Genomic DNA, 20,944 nt, shown 5'->3' with positions numbered 1-20,944 from the left:
GTCTTACAGATAGACGATTGTTGGAGGGCTTAATTATGACAGTTTACCATTTTGTTGGCATTAAAGGAACAGGAATGAGCGCTTTAGCGCAAGTTCTTCATGATATGAACTATACGGTCCAAGGTTCAGATGTCGAGAAGCGTTTTTTTACCCAAAAAGCATTAGAGGAGCGGGGAATTCCCATTTTGCCCTTTAACAAAGAAAATATTAAACCGGGCTATACGGTGATTGCAGGCAATGCTTTTCCTGAAACGCATGAAGAAATACAAGCTGCTCATGAATTAGGAGTGCCTGTGATCCGGTATCATCGCTTTTTAGGGGAATTTTTGCAAAAGTTTACAAGCATTGCGGTTACGGGATCGCACGGAAAAACATCGACGACTGGCTTGCTTGCACATGTGATGCAAGGGGTGCATCCAACATCATATTTAATTGGTGATGGAACGGGAAAAGGGATAGAAGGAAGTAAATATTTTGTATTTGAGGCATGCGAATACCGCCGCCACTTCTTATCCTACTTTCCAGATTATGCAATCATGACAAATATTGATTTTGATCACCCTGATTATTTTGCCAATATCGACGATGTATTTTCAGCGTTTCAGGAAATGGCGCTGCAAGTGAAAAAAGGGATTATCGCTTGTGGGGATGATGAATACTTACAAAAAATTCAAGCAAAAGTGCCGGTGTTGTTTTACGGATTTGGGGATGATAATGATTTCCAAGCGCGCAATGTGGTGAAAACAACAGAAGGAACAGCGTTTGACGTGTTTGTCCGCAATACGTTTTTTGCTTCGTTCGAAATTCCGCGCTTTGGCGACCATAACGTATTAAATGCGCTTGCCGTCATTGCGCTCTGCCATTATGAAGAGATGGATGTCCGCATTATTCAAGAACGATTAAAAACGTTCCAAGGCGTAAAACGCCGTTTTAGCGAAAAAGTGCTTGGCAATCAAATTTTGATTGATGACTATGCGCACCATCCGCGGGAAATTATCGCAACGATTGATGCGGCGAGACAAAAATATCCGGGGCGCGAAATTGTTGCGATTTTTCAGCCGCATACGTATACGCGAACACAAACGTTTTTGCGGGAATTTGCGGAAAGCTTGCAGCAAGCTGACCAAGTATATTTATGTGATATATTTGGCTCTGCTCGCGAGCATCATGGCAAATTATCGATTCATGACCTGCAGGCGCAAATTCCGAATTCCCGTCTCATTCAAGAAGATAATACATCTATATTAAAACAGCATGAAAACGCGGTATTAATTTTTATGGGCGCAGGAGATATTCAAAAGTTTCAAGAAGCATACGAGCGGACGGTTCACTCATAATTTGGTGCTTTTAGTAAAAAAAGAAAAACGAGCTAGGCATCCACTTGCCGGCTCGTTTTTTATCGCCAAATTTATCAGCTCACATTGTGAATAAATAAGCATGTCTCGTAGGAAATTTCACCGCCTCGATATCCTGAAGGCTGCTTATTATGACCATGCCGCGATGAATGAGCGTTATGCAATGCCCTTGTTGGAAATGGAAACATTGATTTCGCATCATTTTTTGAATGAATATACTTGCAGGAATTTGTCGGATGGATGTCGAACGTTTGAAAAGGGAAAAATGTGGAGAACCCAAAACGGCTGCTAGCAAGGAGGAAATTAAGTGGAAATCATTTTATATGCCAGCATCGCGTTGATTGCCATCTCTTTTTTCATATTAGTCATTTATATCGCAAGGACATTAACGGTATTGCAGGAAACGATCCGACGCTTAACGGCGACCATTGACCATTTAGACAAAGAAGTGCAGAGCATTACGACGGAAACGGCACAGCTGTTAAAGAAAGCGAATGCGCTTGCTGATGATGTTCAGAAAAAAGTGGAAGGATTGAATTCGCTTGTCCATGCCGTAAGTGATGTCAGTTCTACCGTTCAGTCGTTCAACCATTCGCTGCAACAATTTTCTTCCTCTGTGACAAAGAAAGTAGATGCATACCAAGAAAAAGTAGTAAAAGTAATGCAATGGGGAAATGCTTTTATGGAAATATGGGAAAAATGGAAGGAAAGGAAGCAAAAAAAGACGAAGGAGGCTATATTTGATGGCAAAAAATAATGGAGGATTTTTGTTAGGAGCGATTGTCGGCGGAATTGCTGGTGCGGTGACGGTGATGCTATTGACAAGCGAAAAAGGAAAACAATGGCTCGCTGAAATCAATGAAACAGGAAAATTAGAGCCGATGAAAACAACAGCAACAGAATGGTTAGAAGTCGCCAAAGAAAAAACGAAAGAAGTAACGAAATTTATTCCAATTGGAAAAACGGACGAGAAGCTATCTTCTTCTGAATCTACAACAACGTCGGAAACATCGGTCATCCCGATTTCGGTGCCAGCGAGCGAAAAGGATAAAGAAAATGAAAAGGATAAAGAAAATATAGAAAAATTGTTGAAAGAAGCAGAAGAAGCGTTCCATGATGCGGAGCAAAAACTGCAAAAACAAAATGAAACGGAGTGAGCAAAGTGGGAAAGAAGAAACTGGAGACGATTGAACAATTTCAAGAAGTGTTAAAAGAGGGGAAACGGTTTTTATTCATCAAACATAGTCTTACATGCCCAATTAGTCAAGCAGCGTTTCAAGAGTATGAAAAATTCTCAGCCGACTATCCAGAAGTGGATACATATTATTTGTTTGTGCAAGAGGCGCGTCCACTTTCGAACTATATCGCTGAAACGTTTGGTGTGAAACATGAATCTCCGCAAGCACTTTTGTTTGAAAATGGATCTGTCGTGTGGCATACATCGCACTGGAATATCACATATGACTCTCTAAAAAAAGAAGTAATACAAGCATGAATGGCGTCTTTGGCCGAAGACTCCATTTCTAACATATAGCTGTAAAAGACATGCACCTCCAAGCGTTTACGAAAGGATGGTGCATGTCCTTTTTTATTGTCCATTGGCGTTTGTTTCCGAGTGATTCAGACACTTTTTATGCAATTCTCATAAAATATCTTATGCAATTTCTTATAAAATACTTTATTGCTTAAAAGCGTTTAATAAATAAAGTATTTTTTGATGACAACTGCTTCTGTTTCCATTATAATAATGACTAATTAAAAAATAATAACCACAAAGTCCGTGACTGGAGTCATCCGGATAAGGTGGAAAATGGTTTTGAACTAAACTGCACGAAAGAAAGGATGGGAAAGCATGAGCAATAAGAGATTAGATGAGCTGCGGGCAAAGGTGGATGAGATTAACTTACAAATTTTAAAATTAATTAATGAACGAGGGAGACTTGTTCAAGAAATTGGAAAAATCAAGGAAACGCAAGGAACATATCGTTATGACCCAGTGCGTGAACGGAAAATGCTTGATTTAATTTCTGAGCACAACGATGGACCATTTGAAACATCGACATTGCAGCATATTTTTAAAGAAATTTTTAAAGCTGGTCTTGAACTGCAAGAAGATGATCATCGTAAAGCATTGCTTGTATCGCGCAAGAAGCATCCGGAAAATACGATTGTTGATGTAAAAGGCGAAAAAATTGGCGACGGCAACCAATATTTTGTGATGGGACCGTGTGCGGTCGAAAGTTATGAACAAGTTGCGGCTGTTGCAAAAGCGGTGAAGAAACAAGGATTAAAACTTCTTCGCGGCGGTGCGTACAAACCGAGAACATCGCCATATGATTTCCAAGGACTAGGCGTGGAAGGATTAAAAATTTTAAAACGAATTGCCGATGAGTTTGACTTAGCTGTGATTAGTGAAATTGTCACCCCTGCGGATATTGAAATAGCGCTAGACTATATTGATGTGATTCAAATTGGTGCGCGCAACATGCAAAACTTTGAGCTTTTAAAAGCGGCAGGCCAAGTGAACAAGCCAATTTTGTTAAAACGCGGGCTAGCGGCAACGATTGAAGAATTCATTAATGCGGCAGAGTACATTATGTCGCAAGGAAACGGTCAAATTATTCTTTGTGAACGCGGTATTCGCACATATGAGCGCGCGACAAGAAATACGTTGGATATTTCTGCGGTGCCAATTTTAAAGAAAGAAACACACTTGCCTGTATTGGTTGATGTTACTCATTCAACAGGCCGTCGTGACTTATTAATTCCTTGTGCGAAAGCAGCGTTAGCAATTGGCGCGGATGGAGTAATGGCAGAGGTACATCCAGATCCAGCGGTTGCATTATCGGATTCGGCACAACAAATGGATATTGCTCAATTTAATGAATTTATGGAAGAAATAAGAGCATTCCAGCGGCAAATGGTAAAAGCATAATGGAATTCAACGCCCCCCTTCAGCAATTCTCTGAAGGGGGAATTTTCTGTTTACTGCCATTTGGGTTGTGATGTTTTTTGGAATGTACGTTTCTCTTTCCAAGATGTAGCGCGGATTTCCTGAACTAATCTTCGTGAATGCATTATTTTATGAGAATTTGTGTTCGGTTGCAAAATATATCGGAAACGGAATGGAAATGGACCATAAAGTTATCATTGTTCATAGGTTGGGTATGATATACATAGAAAGTTTTCCTCAATATTAGTGAATTGTTTGTGAAAACATTTGCAAAATAGTTGCCAATTCGTTGCGATTCAGCCATAATGTATCGTATGATATTTTTGCATAAACGGATATTTGTTGTTATGAAAATAACAATCGATGTTTATTTATAAAAAAGAGGAGTGAAATCAATGAATGTAACGATTTACGATGTGGCACGAGAGGCAAACGTGTCGATGGCGACCGTGTCTCGTGTCGTGAATGGAAACCCAAATGTGAAGCCATCAACAAGAAAAAAGGTGTTGGAAGCGATTGAACGTCTAGGCTACCGGCCAAATGCGGTTGCACGGGGACTTGCTAGCAAAAAAACAACGACCGTTGGGGTTATTATTCCTGATATTTCTAGCATCTTTTTCGCGGAATTGGCACGTGGAATTGAAGATATTGCCACGATGTACAAATATAATATCATTTTAAGCAACTCTGACCAAAATAAAGAAAAAGAATTGCATTTGCTCAATACGATGCTCGCTAAACAAGTGGACGGCATTTTGTTTATGGGTGGAAACATTACCGAAGAGCATGTCAATGAGTTTCAGAAATCACCTGTGCCAATCGTGTTAGCCGCAACGATTGAACCAAATAATACCATTCCATCAGTCAACATTGATTATGAACAAGCTTCCTTTGAAGCGGTTACTTATCTTGTAGAAAAAGGAAACAAGCGGGTCGCCTATGTGACGGGACCGACGGATGATCCAATCAATCAAAAGAAATTGGCGGGCTACCGCCGCGCTTTAGAAACGCATGGAATAGCCTATGACGAAGAGCTTGTAATTGAAGGAGATAACTCCTATGATTCCGGCATTGAGGCATACGAAAAAATCGCTGAATTAGCCGAGAAGCCAACCGCTGTTTTTGCTGGAACTGATGAAATGGCGCTTGGCATTATCCATAGCGCGCAAGATCATGGCGTTCGCATTCCGGATCAATTAGAAGTGGTCGGTTTTGACAATACACGGCTTGCGACAATGGTTCGTCCTCGTTTAACGACGGTAGTGCAGCCGATGTATGACATCGGTGCGGTTGCGATGCGTTTATTAACTAAATATATGAATAAGGAAAACGTCGAAAACCATATCGTCGTGCTGCCGCACCGTATTGAATATCGTGACTCAACGAAATAACGAAAAGGGGCTATCGTTTTTGCTAAGCCCCTTTTTGTTTTTTATGAAGATGATAAAATATCATTTATTAGAAATAGTTTGATCGGTTGATTTTTGTCGCTGACTGCGAATTGGATATAACGCTTTTTCTACCGTTTGAGCATTTTTTTCGGTAATTTCCGCTTTTCGTGGAATCGGTGGATATAGTGGTTCCGGATCATCCCATTCTTGCGGCAATGGGACAGGAGAACGCGATTGCCATTTATCGAGCCATGGCTTCGGTAATTTTCCGGAAATATTCGATTGTTCTGTCATTTCTAGCCAAATAAGCGCCCATGCCCGCGGAACAACGCGCCAAATATCGTAACCGCCGCCGCCAACTGCGATCCAACGCCCGTCACAATATTCGTGAGCGATTTGATGGGCGAGTTTCGGGATTTCACGGTATGTTTTCATCGTTACGGACAAATGAGTAAGCGGATCGTAATAATGAGCGTCCGCTCCGTTTTGCGTGAAAATCACATCGGGCCGGAAAAATTCCGCAATTTCTCGAAGCGCTTGTGTATAAGCGTCAAGCCATGATTCATCTTCTGTAAACGCATCTACTGGAATGTTAAATGAGTACCCATATCCTGCCCCGTGTCCGCGTTCATTCACACCTCCTGTTCCGGGAAATAGGTAGCGGCCTGTTTCATGAATGGAAAACGTACATACATTTGGATCATCATAAAATGCCCATTGGACGCCGTCTCCATGATGGGCATCCGTATCAACGTAAAGAACGCGGAGTCCGTATTTTTCTTGAATATACTTAATGGCGACAGCGCTATCATTGTAAACGCAAAAACCGGATGCTTTGCCGCGAAAACCGTGGTGAAGCCCTCCGCCTAAACTTAACGCATGCTTTGCTTTTCCGGATAGCACATAATCGACTGCAGTTAATGTGCTTCCTACCAACAAAGCGCTTGCCTCGTGCATATTTGGGAAAATTGGCGTATCTTCTGTCCCTAGTCCGTAGTTTAAGGCTGCCTGTTCAGGCAACTGGCCTTTTCCAGCTGCTTTGACCGCTTCAATATATGATTGATCATGAATTAAGGTAAGTTCTTCGTCCGTTGCGACTCTTGGTGTGACAATTTGTTCATCTTCTAATGCATTCATCGCGCGCAATAAATCGTATGTGAGTTTAACGCGGAGTTGGTTAAACGGGTGCTCATCATGAAATTTATACCGAAGGAAATCATCACTGTAAATAAATACACAATCTTTTTTCATGACGAAACCCCCGGTAAGTTTGGCCATAACACCGTATAGCCAGCATTTTTTAGATCGTTAATAATTCCAATCGGATTCATTGTCTGCACGCGGAAGACAAGAATTTGGTAGTTTTCGTCTTCGTCAGGATATAAAAGAACGCTGGAAATATTCGTATGTCTTTTGGCGATAATAGCGGCCGCTTTGCTTAACATGCCGCTTTCATTAGGCACTTTCACTTCAATTTGTGAACTAGGTTGATGTGCCCCCGTAAGCTGAATAAGCGTATATAATAAATCTGTTTCCGTCACGATGCCGACAAGTTTGCCGTCTTGGACGATAGGTAAACAGCTGATTTTATGCTCGTAAAACAGCGCTGCTACTTCTTCCACAAAATCGAGCGGATGTCCAACGATGACGTCTGTTTTCATAATCGTGCTGAGCGGTTTTTGTAAATCTTCGAGATGTTCGTGAAGACGAAAAATAGAAGGGCTTGCATCGCGAAGATCTCGATCTGTTACAATGCCGATAACATGGTTTTCGGCATCAACAATCGGAATATGGCGAATGCGCAGTTGTCGTACTAACTGAATCGCTTCTGCAATCGTATTTGTCGGCTGGAGTGTAACGACAGGAGTTTTCATAATTTGTTCGACAATCACTGATTCCTCTCCCCTTTGTTGTCAAGAAAGATTTTTAATACATGTACCGATTCATAAAGCGAAGGCGATCGAATTTTTGGATAGATTCTTGATCGACCCGTTTGCCGATGCGAACCATTAAGCAGTTAGCCGGATGGGAACAAATTTCAGGATCATCCGTTGCATACCAAACAAGCCCGCCGGCGTTCATCATTTTCTCCATTAATTTCCGGTATTCCCATACATTTAACCCCGTCCCTTTTAAATCCCAATGCCAGTAATATTCTGTTGTAATAATAATGTAATCTTCCATTGCATCATCCATCATCGATACAATCAATAAATTTTTTCCTACCCCATAACCCCGAAACTCCGGGATGACTTCAATTGCGCCTAACTCGATTAAATTTTCCATGTTTCCTTGTGACCAACGTTCAAGCGGGTCGGGATAAAGAAACGTAACATAACCAACAATGGTTTGGTTATGACGGGCGATAATGATTCTTCCTTCTGGCAGCTTTGCGATTTCAATGAGTGCTTTATGTTGCTGCGGCGGCTGGCGGAATGATGTCAAATCGTGATGAAATTCGTAACTTGCTAGTTTTTCAGCAGATACTGGCCCCTCAATAATTAATGTCCCTTTTGGGGTTTTTAATTCTTTCGCATTATACGTTTTTTTATGTTCCATAGAGCACCACCTAGATTTGTCTTTCTGCTAACATTATACATGAAAAAACGACTGGAAGCCCGGTTTCAAAAAAAGTTCATAAAAAAATAAAAAGAAAATTTTTAAAAAATTGAGAATTCGGAAGAGATATACTATAATAGGACTGTAACCACTTACATAAGGGGGAGTCGGAGAATGAAAACGGAAGTACTACCGGTCATACAAGGGGACTATAATTTAAAAAATTATGAAGAAACATATAAAAATTTTGATTGGAAAGAAGTAGAAAAGGAATTTTCGTGGTTTGAAACAGGCCGGGTCAATATGGCGTATGAAGCGATCGACCGCCATGCGGAAACGTTTCGAAAAAATAAAGTAGCTCTCTATTACCGTGATGCATCGAGAAATGAAAAGTATACATTCAAAGAAATGAAAGAAATGTCCAACAAAGTTGCAAACGTGCTAAAACAAGTAGCAGAGATTGAAAAAGGAGACCGCGTATTTATTTTTATGCCGCGCTCTCCGGAATTGTATTTTTCTGTATTAGGAATCATTAAAACAGGCGCGATTGTTGGTCCGCTGTTTGAAGCGTTTATGGAAGGAGCGGTGCGCGATCGGCTTGAGGATAGTGGAGCGAAGGCAATCATCACGACACCGGAACTGTTGCCGCGGGTTCCAGTCAATGATCTGCCTGAGCTGAAATACGTTTTTCTTGTCGGGGATAACATTGTGGAAGAAGGTCCGTATATTGACTTAAAGAAACGAATGAACGAAGCGAGCAAACATTTTGACATTGAATGGGTAGATCGCCAAGATGGACTTATTTTGCATTATACATCTGGTTCTACTGGAAAGCCAAAAGGGGTTTTGCACGTTCACAACGCAATGATTCAACATTATCAAACAGCAAAATGGGTGCTTGATTTAAAAGAAGATGATATTTATTGGTGTACAGCTGACCCTGGTTGGGTAACGGGAACGTCATACGGCATTTTCGGTCCTTGGTTGTGTGGCGCTTCAAGCGTCGTTATTGGAGGACGTTTTAGCCCGGATGCATGGTATCAAGCGATTCAAGATTTCGGCGTAACAGTGTGGTATAGTGCACCAACGGCATTTCGCATGTTGATGGGAGCCGGCGATGAAATTGTCAAAAAATATGATTTAAGCTCACTTCGCCATATTCTCAGTGTTGGAGAACCATTGAATCCAGAAGTCATTCGCTGGGGGATGAAAGTATTCGAGCGACGCATTCATGATACATGGTGGATGACAGAAACAGGCGCTCATCTTATTTGTAACTATCCTTGCATGGAAATTAAGCCGGGGTCGATGGGGAAACCGATTCCTGGTGTAAAAGCAGCCATTGTTGATGATCAAGGAAATGAGCTGCCGCCATATCGTATGGGCAACTTAGCGATTAAAAAAGGATGGCCGTCGATGATGAAAACGATTTGGAATAACCCACAAAAATATGAATCGTACTTCATCGGCGATTGGTACGTTTCCGGCGATTCCGCCTATATGGATGAAGACGGATATTTCTGGTTCCAAGGTCGTGTCGATGATGTGATTAATACATCTGGGGAACGTGTTGGTCCATTTGAAGTAGAAAGCAAGCTAGTGGAACATCCAGCGGTGGCGGAAGCCGGGGTTATCGGTAAGCCAGATCCGGTGCGCGGGGAAATTATTAAAGCGTTTATTTCGCTTCGGGAAGGATATGAACCATCAGAGGAATTGAAAGAAGACATTCGCCAGTTTGTCAAAAAAGGATTGGCGGCACACGCAGCGCCGCGGGAAATTGAATTCCGCGACAAACTGCCAAAAACGCGAAGCGGAAAGATTATGCGCCGCGTCTTAAAAGCTTGGGAACTCAACTTGCCGACAGGGGATTTATCGACAATGGAAGACTAAGAAAAAAGCTGATCGATATGATCAGCTTTTTTTTAATGGTTCTTTGAAGGGCTATCTGATGTTTTCTTTTTTCCTTAATTTGGTACAGCGGCATTTTGTTCAGAAATGATGTTCGATGGTGGGGATTCATTGCCGCTTATATCTACTGCTGTCACATAATATGTTGCTTTTGGCTGTAGATTGGAAAATGTTAAAGATTTTCCAGCTTTAACGATAGAGACAACACGAAACGGCGCTCCTTTTTGTTCCGCACAATATACACGATAGCCAATGACGTCGTTTTCGTGGTGCGGCTTCCAAGTTATTGTTTCATTGGTTAGTTGGACGGTAGGCGGGTCTGGACGTTTTCCGTTTTCTTTCATTTCGCTAACCAATAATGTTCCGTTCCACTCGGCGGAGTTTATATTGTAGATTCCTAGTTCTTTGAGCAATTTTTTATTAAGTATGACCCCGCTTGAAACAAACTCGCTCGGCGTTGTATTAAGCGCGATGTACCGTTTGCCGTTGACTTCAACAAAGCGTCCTTCGATTAAATATTGGTCCTTACTTTGCTTTGGGGTGAATTTTGTATTATATAAATCATAGTTGACTAATCCAGCTTTTTCGCATAAATCAGATGGAACGAACCCTGAAACTGTACAATATGCACGACGGACGATGCCGCCTGGCATATTGAATCGCGTTTTTGGAGCGATTAGCTGCGGCTTTACATCATAAGCCGCATTCATTAGTTGTGCCCATAATAGCTGGGTTCGTTTGCTATAGGATAACCCTTTATATTTTAGCTGCAGCGGTGCCGGAGTATCATATCCCATCCAAACGCCAAATGTAACGTTCGGATTTGTTGCAACAAACCAGGAGTCTTTATTATTTTGTCCTGTTCCCGTTTTCCCAGCCCAATCCGCTTGGAATTTTAAATAATACGGAAGAGAGGACGCTGTGCCTCGGCGAATAACGTCTCTCATCATATCAATCATTAAATAGGATGTCTGCGGAGAAAAGACAGGAACAGGTTTGCTTTGATGTTCGTAAATGACTTGTCCATCTTTCGATACAATTTTTTCAATTAAATACGCATCGATAAATGTTCCGTAATTCGCAAATGTGGCATAGGCGTTGACATTTTCTTCTACTGTCACTCCTTTATTCGTTCCTCCGATCGCCAAGGCAACGTGGTTTTCTTCTGTTTTTGCCACACTGGTAATGCCCATTTTGTGCAAATATTGTACTGGATGTTGATTCATGATCTTCATATATGTTCGAATCGCAGGAATGTTATAAGAATACTGCAAGGCGTGTCGAGCGGTGACTAAACCGTGTGTTTTTCGGTCCGCATTTTTTGGAGTGTAATAACCTTTACCTGTCTTGATGTGTAATTCTGTGTCTGGGATGATGGAACCGGGCTGAATAATGCCCATTTCCATTGCTGGCGCATATACGAGCAGCGGTTTCATTGTCGAACCGTTTGATCGATATGCTTGTGTGGCGTGATTGAGCTGCTCTCGCCCGTAATCTCTGCCGCCGACAAAGCTAATAATTCTCCCTGTCTTATTTTCAATAAGGATTGCACCGACTTCGACAGGTTCCCGCTTTGCAACCGTTTTGCCCGTCTGTTGATCTTTTACGTATTGAATAATGTCGTCGCCGTAATATTGATAATTTGCAACTACTTTTTGCATGCGATCGTAAATATTTTTGTCAATCGTTGTGTAAATGTTATACCCGTTTTGGCGAAGCTGTTTTTCTGCTTTTGCTAAATAGCGTTCATAAAGAGATGCGTTTTGCCATAACTGCTGTTTCTCATACCCATCTTTTTTGGCTAAAACTTCCGCTAGCGCTTCTTTCGCACGCTTTTCAATTTCCATCGTGAGCCACGGATATTTCTCAAACGGTGATGGCTTCGGTGGCGCAAAATGTTTGGCGATATCATATTGCAGCGCTTCTTTATATTGCTTTTCGGAAATATAGCCTTCCTGTTTCATGCGTGTTAACACCGTTTTCATGCGATGCAATGCTGGGGATAAATCTTTTTTCACTTTTCCATCGCTTGTAAATGGCGTATAAACGAAAGGGCTTTGCGGAAGGCCGGCTAAAAATGCTGCTTGGGCTAGATTTAAATCTTTCGCATTTACTCCAAAAACGCCTTGGGCCGCTGCTTGGATGCCGGCAATGTTGCGCCCGGATGAGTTTCTGCCGAATGGAACGACATTTAAATATGCCTCTAAAATTTCATTTTTGCTAAAAAATTTTTCGAGGCGAAGCGCAAGCAATATTTCTTTCGCTTTCCGTTCAAACGACGCTTCATTGGTTAATATTTGATTTTTCACAAGCTGTTGCGTTAGCGTGCTTCCGCCTGTTTGCATTGCAGAGTTGGTAGCTTCTTGAAAAAGCGCCCGGATAATTGCTTTTGGAACAATACCGTGATGTTCGTAAAAATATTCGTCTTCTGTTGCGATCAGTGCTTTTATGACGTAAGGGGAAACATCTTTCAATTTTACTTCTTCTCTCTCTAAATCCGTGCGGAAATTTCCAAGATAAACGTTATTGGCGAAGTAAATATGCGTTGTTTCCTCATAGTTGTAAATATCTGTTTTCATTTCTTGATACGAAGGAAGCGGCATATCTTTTACTAAAAAAGCAAAATATCCGGCGCCAAGACCGACCGCAAAGCAAATGGCGCATAGTGCGAAAATAAGAAAAATAAGAAAAAGATTCCAACATACTTCATATGTAATGAGAAAATAGCGCCATGCTTTCTTTAGGGAAAACGTTTGTTTTATATGCTCCATGGGCATTCCCCCTATATAAACAACAAATAAATGTAAACACAGTATATCATATTTTTTGTTGAATATTGCGGCTTTTTGTCATTTTTCTTTCATTATAAATGCGATCTGATTCGGTTTGACAAATTTATGAGAGTATGATAAAAACATGTATATCAAAAACGATATACATAAAAGCGATGACAGGAACGAGTAGTGTTTATCTCCCTGTTTCAGAGAGCTAGTGGTTGGTGTGAACTAGCACATAGATAAACACGAATTACCTCCTCGAGCAGCTTTTGCGAACGGATTGTCCAAGTAGCAAAAGACGGCATTTGCCGTTATCGAAATGAAGTGAGAAAGCGCTATGCTTTCTAAGTAGGGTGGTACCGCGATGTCAATCGTCCCTTCAGAGTTTAAGGGGCGATTTTTTTATGAAAAAATAAAAAAGGGGTGGATCAAATGGACTTGTTGCAAGAGTTGGAATGGCGCGGATTAATTAACCAAGTCACGGATAAGGAAGGGCTTCAGAAATTACTAAATGAGGAAAAAGTGACGCTATATTCCGGATTTGACCCTACGGCGGACAGTTTGCACATCGGACATTTATTGCCGATTTTAACGCTGCGCCGATTTCAGCTAGCTGGCCATCGTCCAATTGCGCTTGTTGGCGGTGCGACCGGGCTAATCGGAGACCCAAGCGGAAAAAAAAGCGAGCGTACATTAAATGCAAAAGAAACGGTGCAACAATGGAGTGAACGCATTAAAGAACAATTGTCAAGATTTTTAGATTTTGACGCGAAAGAAAATCCGGCGAAAATCGCCAACAACTATGATTGGATTGGTTCGCTTGATGTGATTACTTTTTTGCGCGATGTTGGAAAAAACTTCGGGCTAAACTACATGCTGGCGAAAGAATCGGTGCAATCGCGCATCGAGACAGGCATTTCGTTTACGGAGTTTAGCTATATGATTTTACAATCATTGGACTTCTTAAAACTTTATCAAAACGAACAATGTCGTTTGCAAATTGGCGGCAGTGACCAATGGGGAAATATCACAGCAGGATTAGAGTTAATCCGAAAAACGGAAGGAGATGCAAAAGCGTTTGGATTAACCGTTCCGCTTGTTACCAAAGCAGATGGAACAAAATTCGGGAAAACAGAGAGCGGAGCCATTTGGCTTGATCGGGAAAAAACGTCTCCATATGAGTTTTACCAATTTTGGATTAACACAGACGACCGTGATGTCATTAAATATTTAAAATACTTTACGTTCTTATCGAAAGAAGAAATTGAAGAGCTAGAAAAACAACTGCAGAAAGCTCCGGAACAGCGTGCGGCGCAAAAAGCGTTAGCTGAAGAAATGACGAAACTTGTCCATGGAGAAGAAGCCTTGAAGCAAGCGATTCGCATTTCGGAGGCGCTCTTTAGTGGAAGTGTGTCACAATTAACAGCAGAGGAAATTGAACAAGGGTTTAAAGACGTTCCTTCTTTTGAATATAAGGGAGAGGAAGTTCCGCTAGTGGAACTCCTTGTCATGGCGAAGATTGTGCCATCGAAACGGCAGGCGAGGGAAGATATTACAAACGGAGCGATTTACATCAATGGCGAGCGCATACAAGACGTCAATGCAGTGATTACAAAAGAAAACCGCATCGAAGGACGTTTTACCATCATTCGCCGCGGAAAGAAAAAATATTATTTAATTCGCTACCAATAAAAAAACCCGGGAAGACCGGGTTTTTTTATTGGTAGATGATCACAAGAAAAAAATCCCTCCAGAACCATATCTGAAGGGATGCGGCGCATTAACGAGAGTAGAACTCAACGATTAATGCTTCGTTAATTTCCGCTGGCAATTCGGAGCGTTCAGGTAAACGAGTATATGTGCCTTCAAGTTTTTCAGCATCCAATGTTAAATAATCTGGTACGAAGTTGTTCAATTCTAATGCTTCTTTAATGACTTGAAGGTTGCGAGATTTTTCGCGGACAGAAATCGTTTGGCCAGGTTTCACGCGATAAGATGGAATGTTTACACGGTTTCCGTCAACTAAAATATGGCCGTGCGTTACAAGCTGACGAGCTTGGCGGCGAGTACGCGCAAAGCCTAAACGGTAAACAAGGTTGTCTAAACGTGATTCTAAAAGAATCATAAAGTTTTCCCCGTGTTTACCAGGCATTTTGCCAGCTTCTTCAAACGTTTTGCGGAATTGACGTTCGTTTACGCCGTACATATGGCGAAGTTTTTGTTTTTCTTGCAATTGCAGACCATATTCCGAAAGTTTTCTGCGTTGACTTGGACCATGTTGACCTGGTGGGTAAGGACGTTTTTGCAACTCTTTACCTGTACCGCTTAAGGAGATTCCTAGGCGGCGAGAAATTTTCCACGTTGGACCTGTATAACGAGCCATTCAATGCTCCTCCTTTTGCTTTTATTTCGGGTAAAATAAAAGCAGGCGTGCGTCAACAATTATGGCCATTTTGTTTTCATGTATCCTCGCTCTAGCAGCTAAGAGTTACACGATACACCTCGTTATCGAGGAACAAAATGGAACCATAAAGGTGAGCACTAAGGCTGCTATATTTTACACAAAGGCTATTATATGACTTTTATAGGGCAAAGTCAATATTTTTATTTTCCTTATTTCGAGATAATATGATATAATAAAAGATGTAATTTTTTGAAAAGTTTTGTATATACTCCATTCTAAAACTAACTGGAATGAGAACATCAGTTTAGGTGAAAAGGGCGATGAAATTAGAAGAAGAAAAAGTGTACGGAGCCTTTAAACAAAAATTTTTTCATTGGTTTTTATCGTATGATGATTATGAGAATTTTTCCAATGTGATCACAGAATTGCTGTTACTACTCAAACAGGAGCTTATGATAAAGCAAGCTGCTTTTTTTGTGTTTGATCCTTTAAATAAATCGTTTTATCCGGAAGCAATCACGAAATCAGAAGAAAGTCACTCTCCTTTCTGTCATCAAATTCTGCCTGACAATATAAAAGCAATGGTAGATGATGAGCAGCAGACGATACAAATTCATGAAGATGAAAAGTATATAACCGCGCAAATTTTCCTTCGTCTTTCCGAGGAGTTAATCGGGATGTTGCAGCTAGTGTATGATCGCCAGCTTTTCATAAGCAGAAAGCTGCTAAAAAAAATCAAACAAGATTTTTCAACGCTTTTCCGAAAGTTCAGGATGATATCCCAAGGGCTTAGCGATGAAAAACGTTATGAACAGCTTCATCGGTTTGCCGCGAAAATTCATTCATCGATGAAGATTGATGATGTGCTCGAGGAAATTATTAACACTCTTAAGCAAGTATATCCGTCCTTTACATACTATTTGCTTTTGTCGCACGATAATCAGCATCACGGGCATTTGCCAATCAAACCGCTTGTTTTTGATGAAAGCGGCGAAAATATGGCAGCGATGCAGGCTTTTTTGACGGGGAGAATTCAGTTTGAAGACTCCATTTCGCTGCGTCGTTCCGTTTTGTATGCGCCGATTAAAGGAGCGCAGGGCGTTTACGGTGTTATTGAAATTATGGCCCCTTACATTATGGAGTTTCCAAAAAGGGAAATCAATTTTATTTCTTTGCTTGCCAATACGGCGGGAAGCGCGTTGGAAAATGCGAAATTGTATGAGCAATCCCGTCGTCTCGTTGCGGATTTACAGCTAATTAATGAAACGATACACCAGTTGAATGCAAATTTGCGTCTTCAAGATGCCATTGAATTTATGGTAAAGCAAATTAAGCAATCGTTTTGTGCGGATGAAGTCGGTTTTTTCTGGTTTGAAGGGAGGAAACGAAAGCTATTACCTGGAAGCACACCATTTTTTCAATCCTGTAAATCCAAAAAGTATATTGAATTTGTGGAAAAGAAAATGAAAACGGAAAAGGATATCGTCTTTGTTGGAGATACAAAAATTCATGCTTCTCTTTCCGTTCCTGTCTATCACTCTCTAATGGCTGCTCCTATGGTTCAAAATGGGGAGCTAAAAGGAGTTACGATTGTTTTACATCGCGAACCATACCATTTTACGTTTGAAATGTTTAAACTGTTGCAGTCACTGATTCAACATTCCACCCTCGCATTTACGAATGCGATGTTAAGAGAAGAGCTTGAAAAGCACGTTGTTACGGACTATTTGACGAAATTGTATACAAGACGCTATTTAGATGAACAAATCAAAACATCGATGCTTCATGATGAATTTGGAACGTTTATTTTAGTCGATATTGATAATTTTAAACAAGTAAATGATACATATGGACATCAAATCGGGGATCATGTGCTCGTTCAGGTTGCCAATATCATTCGTTCCAATATTCGCGCTAGTGACATCGGCGCTCGTTGGGGCGGGGAGGAACTTGCCGTCTATTTGCCGAAAGTGTCATTAGCCGTAGGAATTTCGATTGCGCATCGTCTTGCTGAAAAAGTAAGAAAGGAAACACATCCTCCTGTAACGATTTCATGCGGCATTTCGTATTGGAAAAAAAATCGTCCCGAAGAAGCGAAAGATTTATTTAAACGGGCTGATGAGGCGCTTTATGCGGCGAAAAGAACAGGAAAGAATTGTATTTTTGTGAAAGATTATGTTCGTCAATATAAAGTGTAAAAAGGAATCCGTTCATTCGGATTCCTTTCTTCTCGATTATTGTTTTCTATCCTATAATGTCGCTATAATGACGTCGACGAACTTTTCCAAATATTTTTGATCTGTTTCATCAAAACGATTTTTGATCGGACTATCAATGTCTAGTACACCGATTACATTCCCATCTTTTATCATAGGTACGACAATTTCTGATTGCGATGCAGCATCACATGCAATGTGCCCTGGAAACAGATGAACGTCAGGAACGATGATGGTTTTTTTGTTTTTTGCGGCGGTGCCGCATACACCTTTGCCAAACGGAATGCGTACACAGGCCGGAAGCCCTTGAAACGGACCTAACACAAGCTCATCGTTTTCCGTTAAGTAGAAACCAACCCAATTGATTTGTTCGAAAAAATGATTTAATAAAGCGGAAGCGTTGGCTAAATTAGCGATGAAGTTTGATTCTCCTTCAATTAACGCGCGCAGCTGTTGAATGACAAGTTCGTAGTTTTCTTCCCGTGTTCCGTTATAAGCGACAGCATGAAACAATGTTTTTCCGCCTCCTTTGTCCATATGAGGATATTCTATGGTGGTTATAGAAACTTTGTCAATCGAAAAACGCTTCTTTTAGCATAACGTCCGTTCCTTGATGTAAATCGTTTGCGCTATGTGCGTCTGAACCATATATAATACGGATGTTTCGCTTCATTGCCTCGCGGATTACCCAGTTTGGCGGATACGGCTGCAAACAAAGCGGTTTTCTAGCACCTGCACCGTTATAGTCAAGCTCATAATCGCGGAGTTTTATTTCATCGAGAATCTGTAACAGCGGCTCCGTCATCGGTGAAGAACAAGGGAAGCGTTTTTGAAATTTATGGATAAGCGTCATATGGCCAATGCGTTTCGGTTTATACGGGCCAAGATTTGCGCGAATCGATTGCAAAACTGTGTCGTAATACGCATTGTACACATTGTCGATCGAGCCGAATAATGTTATGATATCGGCGAACATTTCAGGGCTGTAATCGATACAGACGTACTGTCCTTTGCAATAGAGAAAATGTACAGATAAAATGCCGTCATCTAACAACGGTCCGACATCTTCTAAAAATCGTGCTGTTTTTTCTTCGAAACCGAGAATAAAATCGACTTCAAGACCGATGTGGATGATAATATCATTTTGATAACGTGCTTTCAAATCGGTTAATGATGCGAAATAATGATCGATTTGTTCGCGACGCATTGCGCTATCTTGATATGGTGTCGGATCGGTAAATCCTTCCGGAAGCGGGGCATGCTCTGTAAAAGAAATTTCTTTATAGCCAAGCATAATGGCCCGTTCAACGTATTGTTCTAGTGAATCGCCGCTTCCGTGCGGACAAAACGGGGTATGGATGTGCCCGTCACGCAAAATGACTCACTCCTTCCTTAATATAAGAAAAATGAAGATTTCTGTGAAAAAAATAAAAAATTTGGTCAAAAAATGTCGTTAACATGGTATCATAAAAACATTGAAAAAACATTACGCAAATTTGCCTTCTCGGTTAACCTCATTTTCTTTTGTGACTAACTCGGGTGCAAGGGGGCTATTTCTTGATGGAAATCGCAGTTATCGTTCTACTCCTTCTTGGCGGAGTAATGATATATAATCATGTGTACCGAAAAAAAATGTATAGCGAAATTGATCGACTGGAAGCGTGGAAAATTTCGATTATGAATCGACCGGTGCCCGATGAGCTTTCGAAAGTAAAACAATTGAATATGACGGGAGAAACGGAACAATTGTTTGAGAAGTGGCGGCAAAAGTGGGACGATCTCGTAGCTGTTAAGTTGCCTGACGTGGAAGAAAAATTATTTGATACAGAAGAATTGCTTGATAAATATCGTTATGCAAAAGCAAAAGCGGTGTTGCGTGAAATCGATCAGCTGCTGCGTCAAGCGGAAGAGGAAGTTCAACTCATTATTGATGAAGTGCATGAATTGATCGGCAGTGAGGAGCAAAACCGTACTGAAATAGAAGAGTTAAGAACAATGTATCGTGAAGCGAAAAAAAACGTTGTTGGCTTATCGGTATACGTTCGGAGTTGCAGCGGCAAAGCTAGATGAAAAATTAGAAGAGATCGAATCAAAATTTAAACAGTTTGAGGAATTAACAGCATCAGGAAACTACTTGGCTGCGCGGGAAATCGTTCTTTCATCAAAAGGGGAACTAAACAAAGTTACAGAGATGATGAGCGATATTCCAGAATTATTAACAGAGTGTCAAACAACGATTCCAGCCCAGCTGGAAGAGCTTTACGATGGATATAAAGAAATGAAGCAGGAAGGCTATATCCTTGATCATTTACAAATAGATCGGGAAATAGTGCAAAAGCGGGAAAAAATTGAACAGTGTATGCAAATGATTGGCGATTTGCAAGTAGAAGAAGCAAAACAAGGGATTACTGAAATAAAAGAAGAGATTGATACATTATACGATTTATTGGAAAAAGAAGTAATTTCCCATCACTACATAAAAACAGAAATGTCTCGTATTGAAGAAATGTTGAACGAGCTCAACGAAGAAGCGAAAGAAACAAGTGAAGAAACATTGTTTGTACAGCAAAGCTATCGGTTATCGACAAAAGATCTTGAAAAATATCGCAGCATTGAAAAACAAATCCACCAGTTAATGAAGCGTTTTGAAATCATTCAAGCCCGCATTTTAGAAGCGAAAACCGCTCATTCGCTTTTAAAAGAAGAATTAGAGCAGCTGTTGGCGCAAATAGAAATGATGAAAGAAGAGCATGAGGAGTTTCGCAAGATGTTGCAAACATTGCGAAAAGACGAGCTAGTTGCCCGCGAAAAACTAGATGAGATGAAGAAAAAGCTGTCGGAAGCAATGCGGCTTGTGCAAAAAAGCCGGTTGCCAGGGCTTCCAAAATCTTACGAATTGCAATTGTCGGAAGCAAAAGATAGTTTGATGAAAGTCGCGGTGCGTTTAGAGGAAAAACCGCTTAATATGTCTGCTGTCCATCAAGCGTTGGAGGAATCCGGAAACATGGTTCAGCGCGTATATGAACGGACGGTGGAAATGATTGAGCAAGCATCTCTTGTCGAAAAAGTGATTCAATATGGGAACCGCTACCGCCGTCGCTATCCTAGCGTAAAAGAAGGATTGGAAGAAGCCGAATTTCTATTTCGCCATTACGATTATGAACAGGCGCTGGAGCAAGCGGTAGCGGCTTTAGAAAAAGTGGAGCCTGGTGCGCTTCAACGCATTCAACAAATTTTTCGTGATGAACGTTCCAAGGAAGAATAAACGATTCGCAAGACCGATAAATATCACTGGATAGATAGAGATATTTATCGGTTTTTTTGCGAATAATGTAAGTATAATATGTTTCGGTTGATGTTTAACGGCTTTCTTTATTATAA

16 protein-coding genes, 1 pseudogene and 1 other annotated feature are annotated in these 20,944 nt (G+C 41.0%); of the genes and pseudogenes, 10 read left to right on the top strand and 7 right to left on the bottom strand.

Features of this window, described 5'->3' with window-relative positions; all coding sequences use genetic code 11:
- The first annotated feature begins 35 nt into the window (after window positions 1–35).
- From murC to ccpA, 6 genes are all read left to right on the top strand, one after another.
- Entirely contained in the window at window positions 36–1,337 is a 1,302-nt protein-coding gene (murC, locus tag DER53_RS01510; RefSeq protein WP_062679259.1) for a UDP-N-acetylmuramate--L-alanine ligase, read from the top strand.
- Between the two features lie 325 nt (window positions 1,338–1,662).
- Complete coding sequence (locus tag DER53_RS01505; protein ID WP_015864833.1) at window positions 1,663–2,112, top strand: DUF948 domain-containing protein; 450 nt, start codon at window positions 1,663–1,665, stop codon at window positions 2,110–2,112.
- Complete coding sequence (locus DER53_RS01500; protein WP_062755002.1) at window positions 2,099–2,512, top strand: YtxH domain-containing protein; 414 nt, start codon at window positions 2,099–2,101, stop codon at window positions 2,510–2,512. The genes DER53_RS01505 and DER53_RS01500 overlap by 14 nt, the downstream gene beginning before the upstream one ends.
- Before the next feature lie 5 nt (window positions 2,513–2,517).
- Entirely contained in the window at window positions 2,518–2,850 is a 333-nt protein-coding gene (gene ytxJ / locus DER53_RS01495; protein ID WP_062755000.1) for a bacillithiol system redox-active protein YtxJ, read from the top strand.
- 357 nt (window positions 2,851–3,207) lie between these two features.
- Window positions 3,208–4,290 carry a bifunctional 3-deoxy-7-phosphoheptulonate synthase/chorismate mutase gene (locus DER53_RS01490; protein WP_015864830.1) on the top strand — a complete coding sequence of 361 codons (1,083 nt, stop codon included), beginning with the start codon at window positions 3,208–3,210 and terminating at the stop codon, window positions 4,288–4,290.
- A 413-nt stretch (window positions 4,291–4,703) separates the two neighbouring features.
- Complete coding sequence (ccpA, locus tag DER53_RS01485) at window positions 4,704–5,699, top strand: catabolite control protein A (RefSeq protein WP_062754998.1); 996 nt, start codon at window positions 4,704–4,706, stop codon at window positions 5,697–5,699.
- A gap of 60 nt (window positions 5,700–5,759) precedes the next feature.
- Here ccpA and DER53_RS01480 read toward each other — a convergent pair whose 3' ends face one another.
- Genes DER53_RS01480 through DER53_RS01470 form a run of 3 tightly spaced genes read right to left on the bottom strand, consistent with a single transcriptional unit; the run spans window position 5,760 to window position 8,258 of the window.
- On the bottom strand, window positions 5,760–6,950 hold the full coding sequence (locus DER53_RS01480) for an acetoin utilization protein AcuC (RefSeq protein WP_062754997.1): 1,191 nt from the start codon (window positions 6,948–6,950) through the stop codon (window positions 5,760–5,762).
- Window positions 6,947–7,591 carry an acetoin utilization AcuB family protein gene (locus tag DER53_RS01475; RefSeq protein WP_062754995.1) on the bottom strand — a complete coding sequence of 215 codons (645 nt, stop codon included), beginning with the start codon at window positions 7,589–7,591 and terminating at the stop codon, window positions 6,947–6,949. Before DER53_RS01475 ends, DER53_RS01480 begins: the two co-directional genes overlap by 4 nt.
- Window positions 7,592–7,625: 34 nt before the next feature.
- Entirely contained in the window at window positions 7,626–8,258 is a 633-nt protein-coding gene (locus tag DER53_RS01470; protein ID WP_015864826.1) for a GNAT family N-acetyltransferase, read from the bottom strand.
- A 174-nt stretch (window positions 8,259–8,432) separates the two neighbouring features.
- On the opposite strand from DER53_RS01470, the gene acsA reads away from it, so the two are divergent.
- A complete protein-coding gene (acsA, locus tag DER53_RS01465) occupies window positions 8,433–10,148 on the top strand; it encodes an acetate--CoA ligase (RefSeq protein WP_062754993.1) in 1,716 nt (571 codons plus the stop codon).
- Between the two features lie 74 nt (window positions 10,149–10,222).
- Here the strand turns inward: acsA and DER53_RS01460 are convergent, their stop codons facing one another.
- Entirely contained in the window at window positions 10,223–12,937 is a 2,715-nt protein-coding gene (locus tag DER53_RS01460) for a transglycosylase domain-containing protein (protein WP_062754992.1), read from the bottom strand.
- A 167-nt stretch (window positions 12,938–13,104) separates the two neighbouring features.
- Window positions 13,105–13,325 (top strand) — a binding site (T-box leader).
- Window positions 13,326–13,375: 50 nt separating this feature from the next.
- Here DER53_RS01460 and tyrS point away from each other — a divergent pair.
- Window positions 13,376–14,635, top strand: coding sequence for a tyrosine--tRNA ligase (gene tyrS, locus DER53_RS01455; RefSeq protein ID WP_015864822.1), 1,260 nt, complete (start codon window positions 13,376–13,378; stop codon window positions 14,633–14,635).
- An 88-nt stretch (window positions 14,636–14,723) separates the two neighbouring features.
- Here tyrS and rpsD read toward each other — a convergent pair whose 3' ends face one another.
- Window positions 14,724–15,326 carry a 30S ribosomal protein S4 gene (gene rpsD, locus DER53_RS01450; protein ID WP_062754990.1) on the bottom strand — a complete coding sequence of 201 codons (603 nt, stop codon included), beginning with the start codon at window positions 15,324–15,326 and terminating at the stop codon, window positions 14,724–14,726.
- Window positions 15,327–15,667: 341 nt separating this feature from the next.
- Between rpsD and DER53_RS01445 the strand changes: the two genes are divergently transcribed.
- Window positions 15,668–17,545: a sensor domain-containing diguanylate cyclase gene (locus tag DER53_RS01445; protein ID WP_062754988.1), complete on the top strand. Its 1,878-nt coding sequence runs from the start codon at window positions 15,668–15,670 to the stop codon at window positions 17,543–17,545.
- Window positions 17,546–17,596: 51 nt separating this feature from the next.
- On the opposite strand, the gene DER53_RS01440 is transcribed toward DER53_RS01445, so the two are convergent.
- Both DER53_RS01440 and hisJ read right to left on the bottom strand, forming a co-directional pair.
- Window positions 17,597–18,076 (bottom strand): GAF domain-containing protein, encoded by a 480-nt coding sequence (locus tag DER53_RS01440; RefSeq protein WP_015864819.1) that lies wholly within the window; start codon window positions 18,074–18,076, stop codon window positions 17,597–17,599.
- Between the two features lie 58 nt (window positions 18,077–18,134).
- Window positions 18,135–18,938: a histidinol-phosphatase HisJ gene (gene hisJ, locus DER53_RS01435; protein ID WP_062679248.1), complete on the bottom strand. Its 804-nt coding sequence runs from the start codon at window positions 18,936–18,938 to the stop codon at window positions 18,135–18,137.
- 185 nt (window positions 18,939–19,123) lie between these two features.
- Between hisJ and ezrA the strand changes: the two are divergent.
- Window positions 19,124–20,828 (top strand): annotated as a pseudogene (gene ezrA, locus DER53_RS01430) (septation ring formation regulator EzrA).
- Window positions 20,829–20,944 lie beyond the last annotated feature (116 nt).

This window comes from Parageobacillus toebii NBRC 107807 (genome assembly GCF_003688615.2).
Lineage (GTDB): Bacteria > Bacillota > Bacilli > Bacillales > Anoxybacillaceae > Parageobacillus_B > Parageobacillus_B toebii.
The sequence above is the reverse complement of the archived record's forward strand: the minus strand, read 5'-3'. Positions and strand labels throughout refer to the sequence as shown.

Excerpts from the sequence above, each read along its gene's own strand:
- murC (WP_062679259.1), top strand. The coding sequence starts at position 36 with ATGACAGTTTACCATTTTGTTGGCATTAAAGGAACAGGAATGAGCGCT.
- DER53_RS01500 (WP_062755002.1), top strand. The coding sequence starts at position 2,099 with ATGGCAAAAAATAATGGAGGATTTTTGTTAGGAGCGATTGTCGGCGGA.
- DER53_RS01490 (WP_015864830.1), top strand. The coding sequence starts at position 3,208 with ATGAGCAATAAGAGATTAGATGAGCTGCGGGCAAAGGTGGATGAGATT.
- ccpA (WP_062754998.1), top strand. The coding sequence starts at position 4,704 with ATGAATGTAACGATTTACGATGTGGCACGAGAGGCAAACGTGTCGATG.
- DER53_RS01480 (WP_062754997.1), bottom strand. The coding sequence starts at position 6,950 with ATGAAAAAAGATTGTGTATTTATTTACAGTGATGATTTCCTTCGGTAT.
- DER53_RS01470 (WP_015864826.1), bottom strand. The coding sequence starts at position 8,258 with ATGGAACATAAAAAAACGTATAATGCGAAAGAATTAAAAACCCCAAAA.
- acsA (WP_062754993.1), top strand. The coding sequence starts at position 8,433 with ATGAAAACGGAAGTACTACCGGTCATACAAGGGGACTATAATTTAAAA.
- DER53_RS01460 (WP_062754992.1), bottom strand. The coding sequence starts at position 12,937 with ATGGAGCATATAAAACAAACGTTTTCCCTAAAGAAAGCATGGCGCTAT.
- tyrS (WP_015864822.1), top strand. The coding sequence starts at position 13,376 with ATGGACTTGTTGCAAGAGTTGGAATGGCGCGGATTAATTAACCAAGTC.
- rpsD (WP_062754990.1), bottom strand. The coding sequence starts at position 15,326 with ATGGCTCGTTATACAGGTCCAACGTGGAAAATTTCTCGCCGCCTAGGA.
- DER53_RS01445 (WP_062754988.1), top strand. The coding sequence starts at position 15,668 with ATGAAATTAGAAGAAGAAAAAGTGTACGGAGCCTTTAAACAAAAATTT.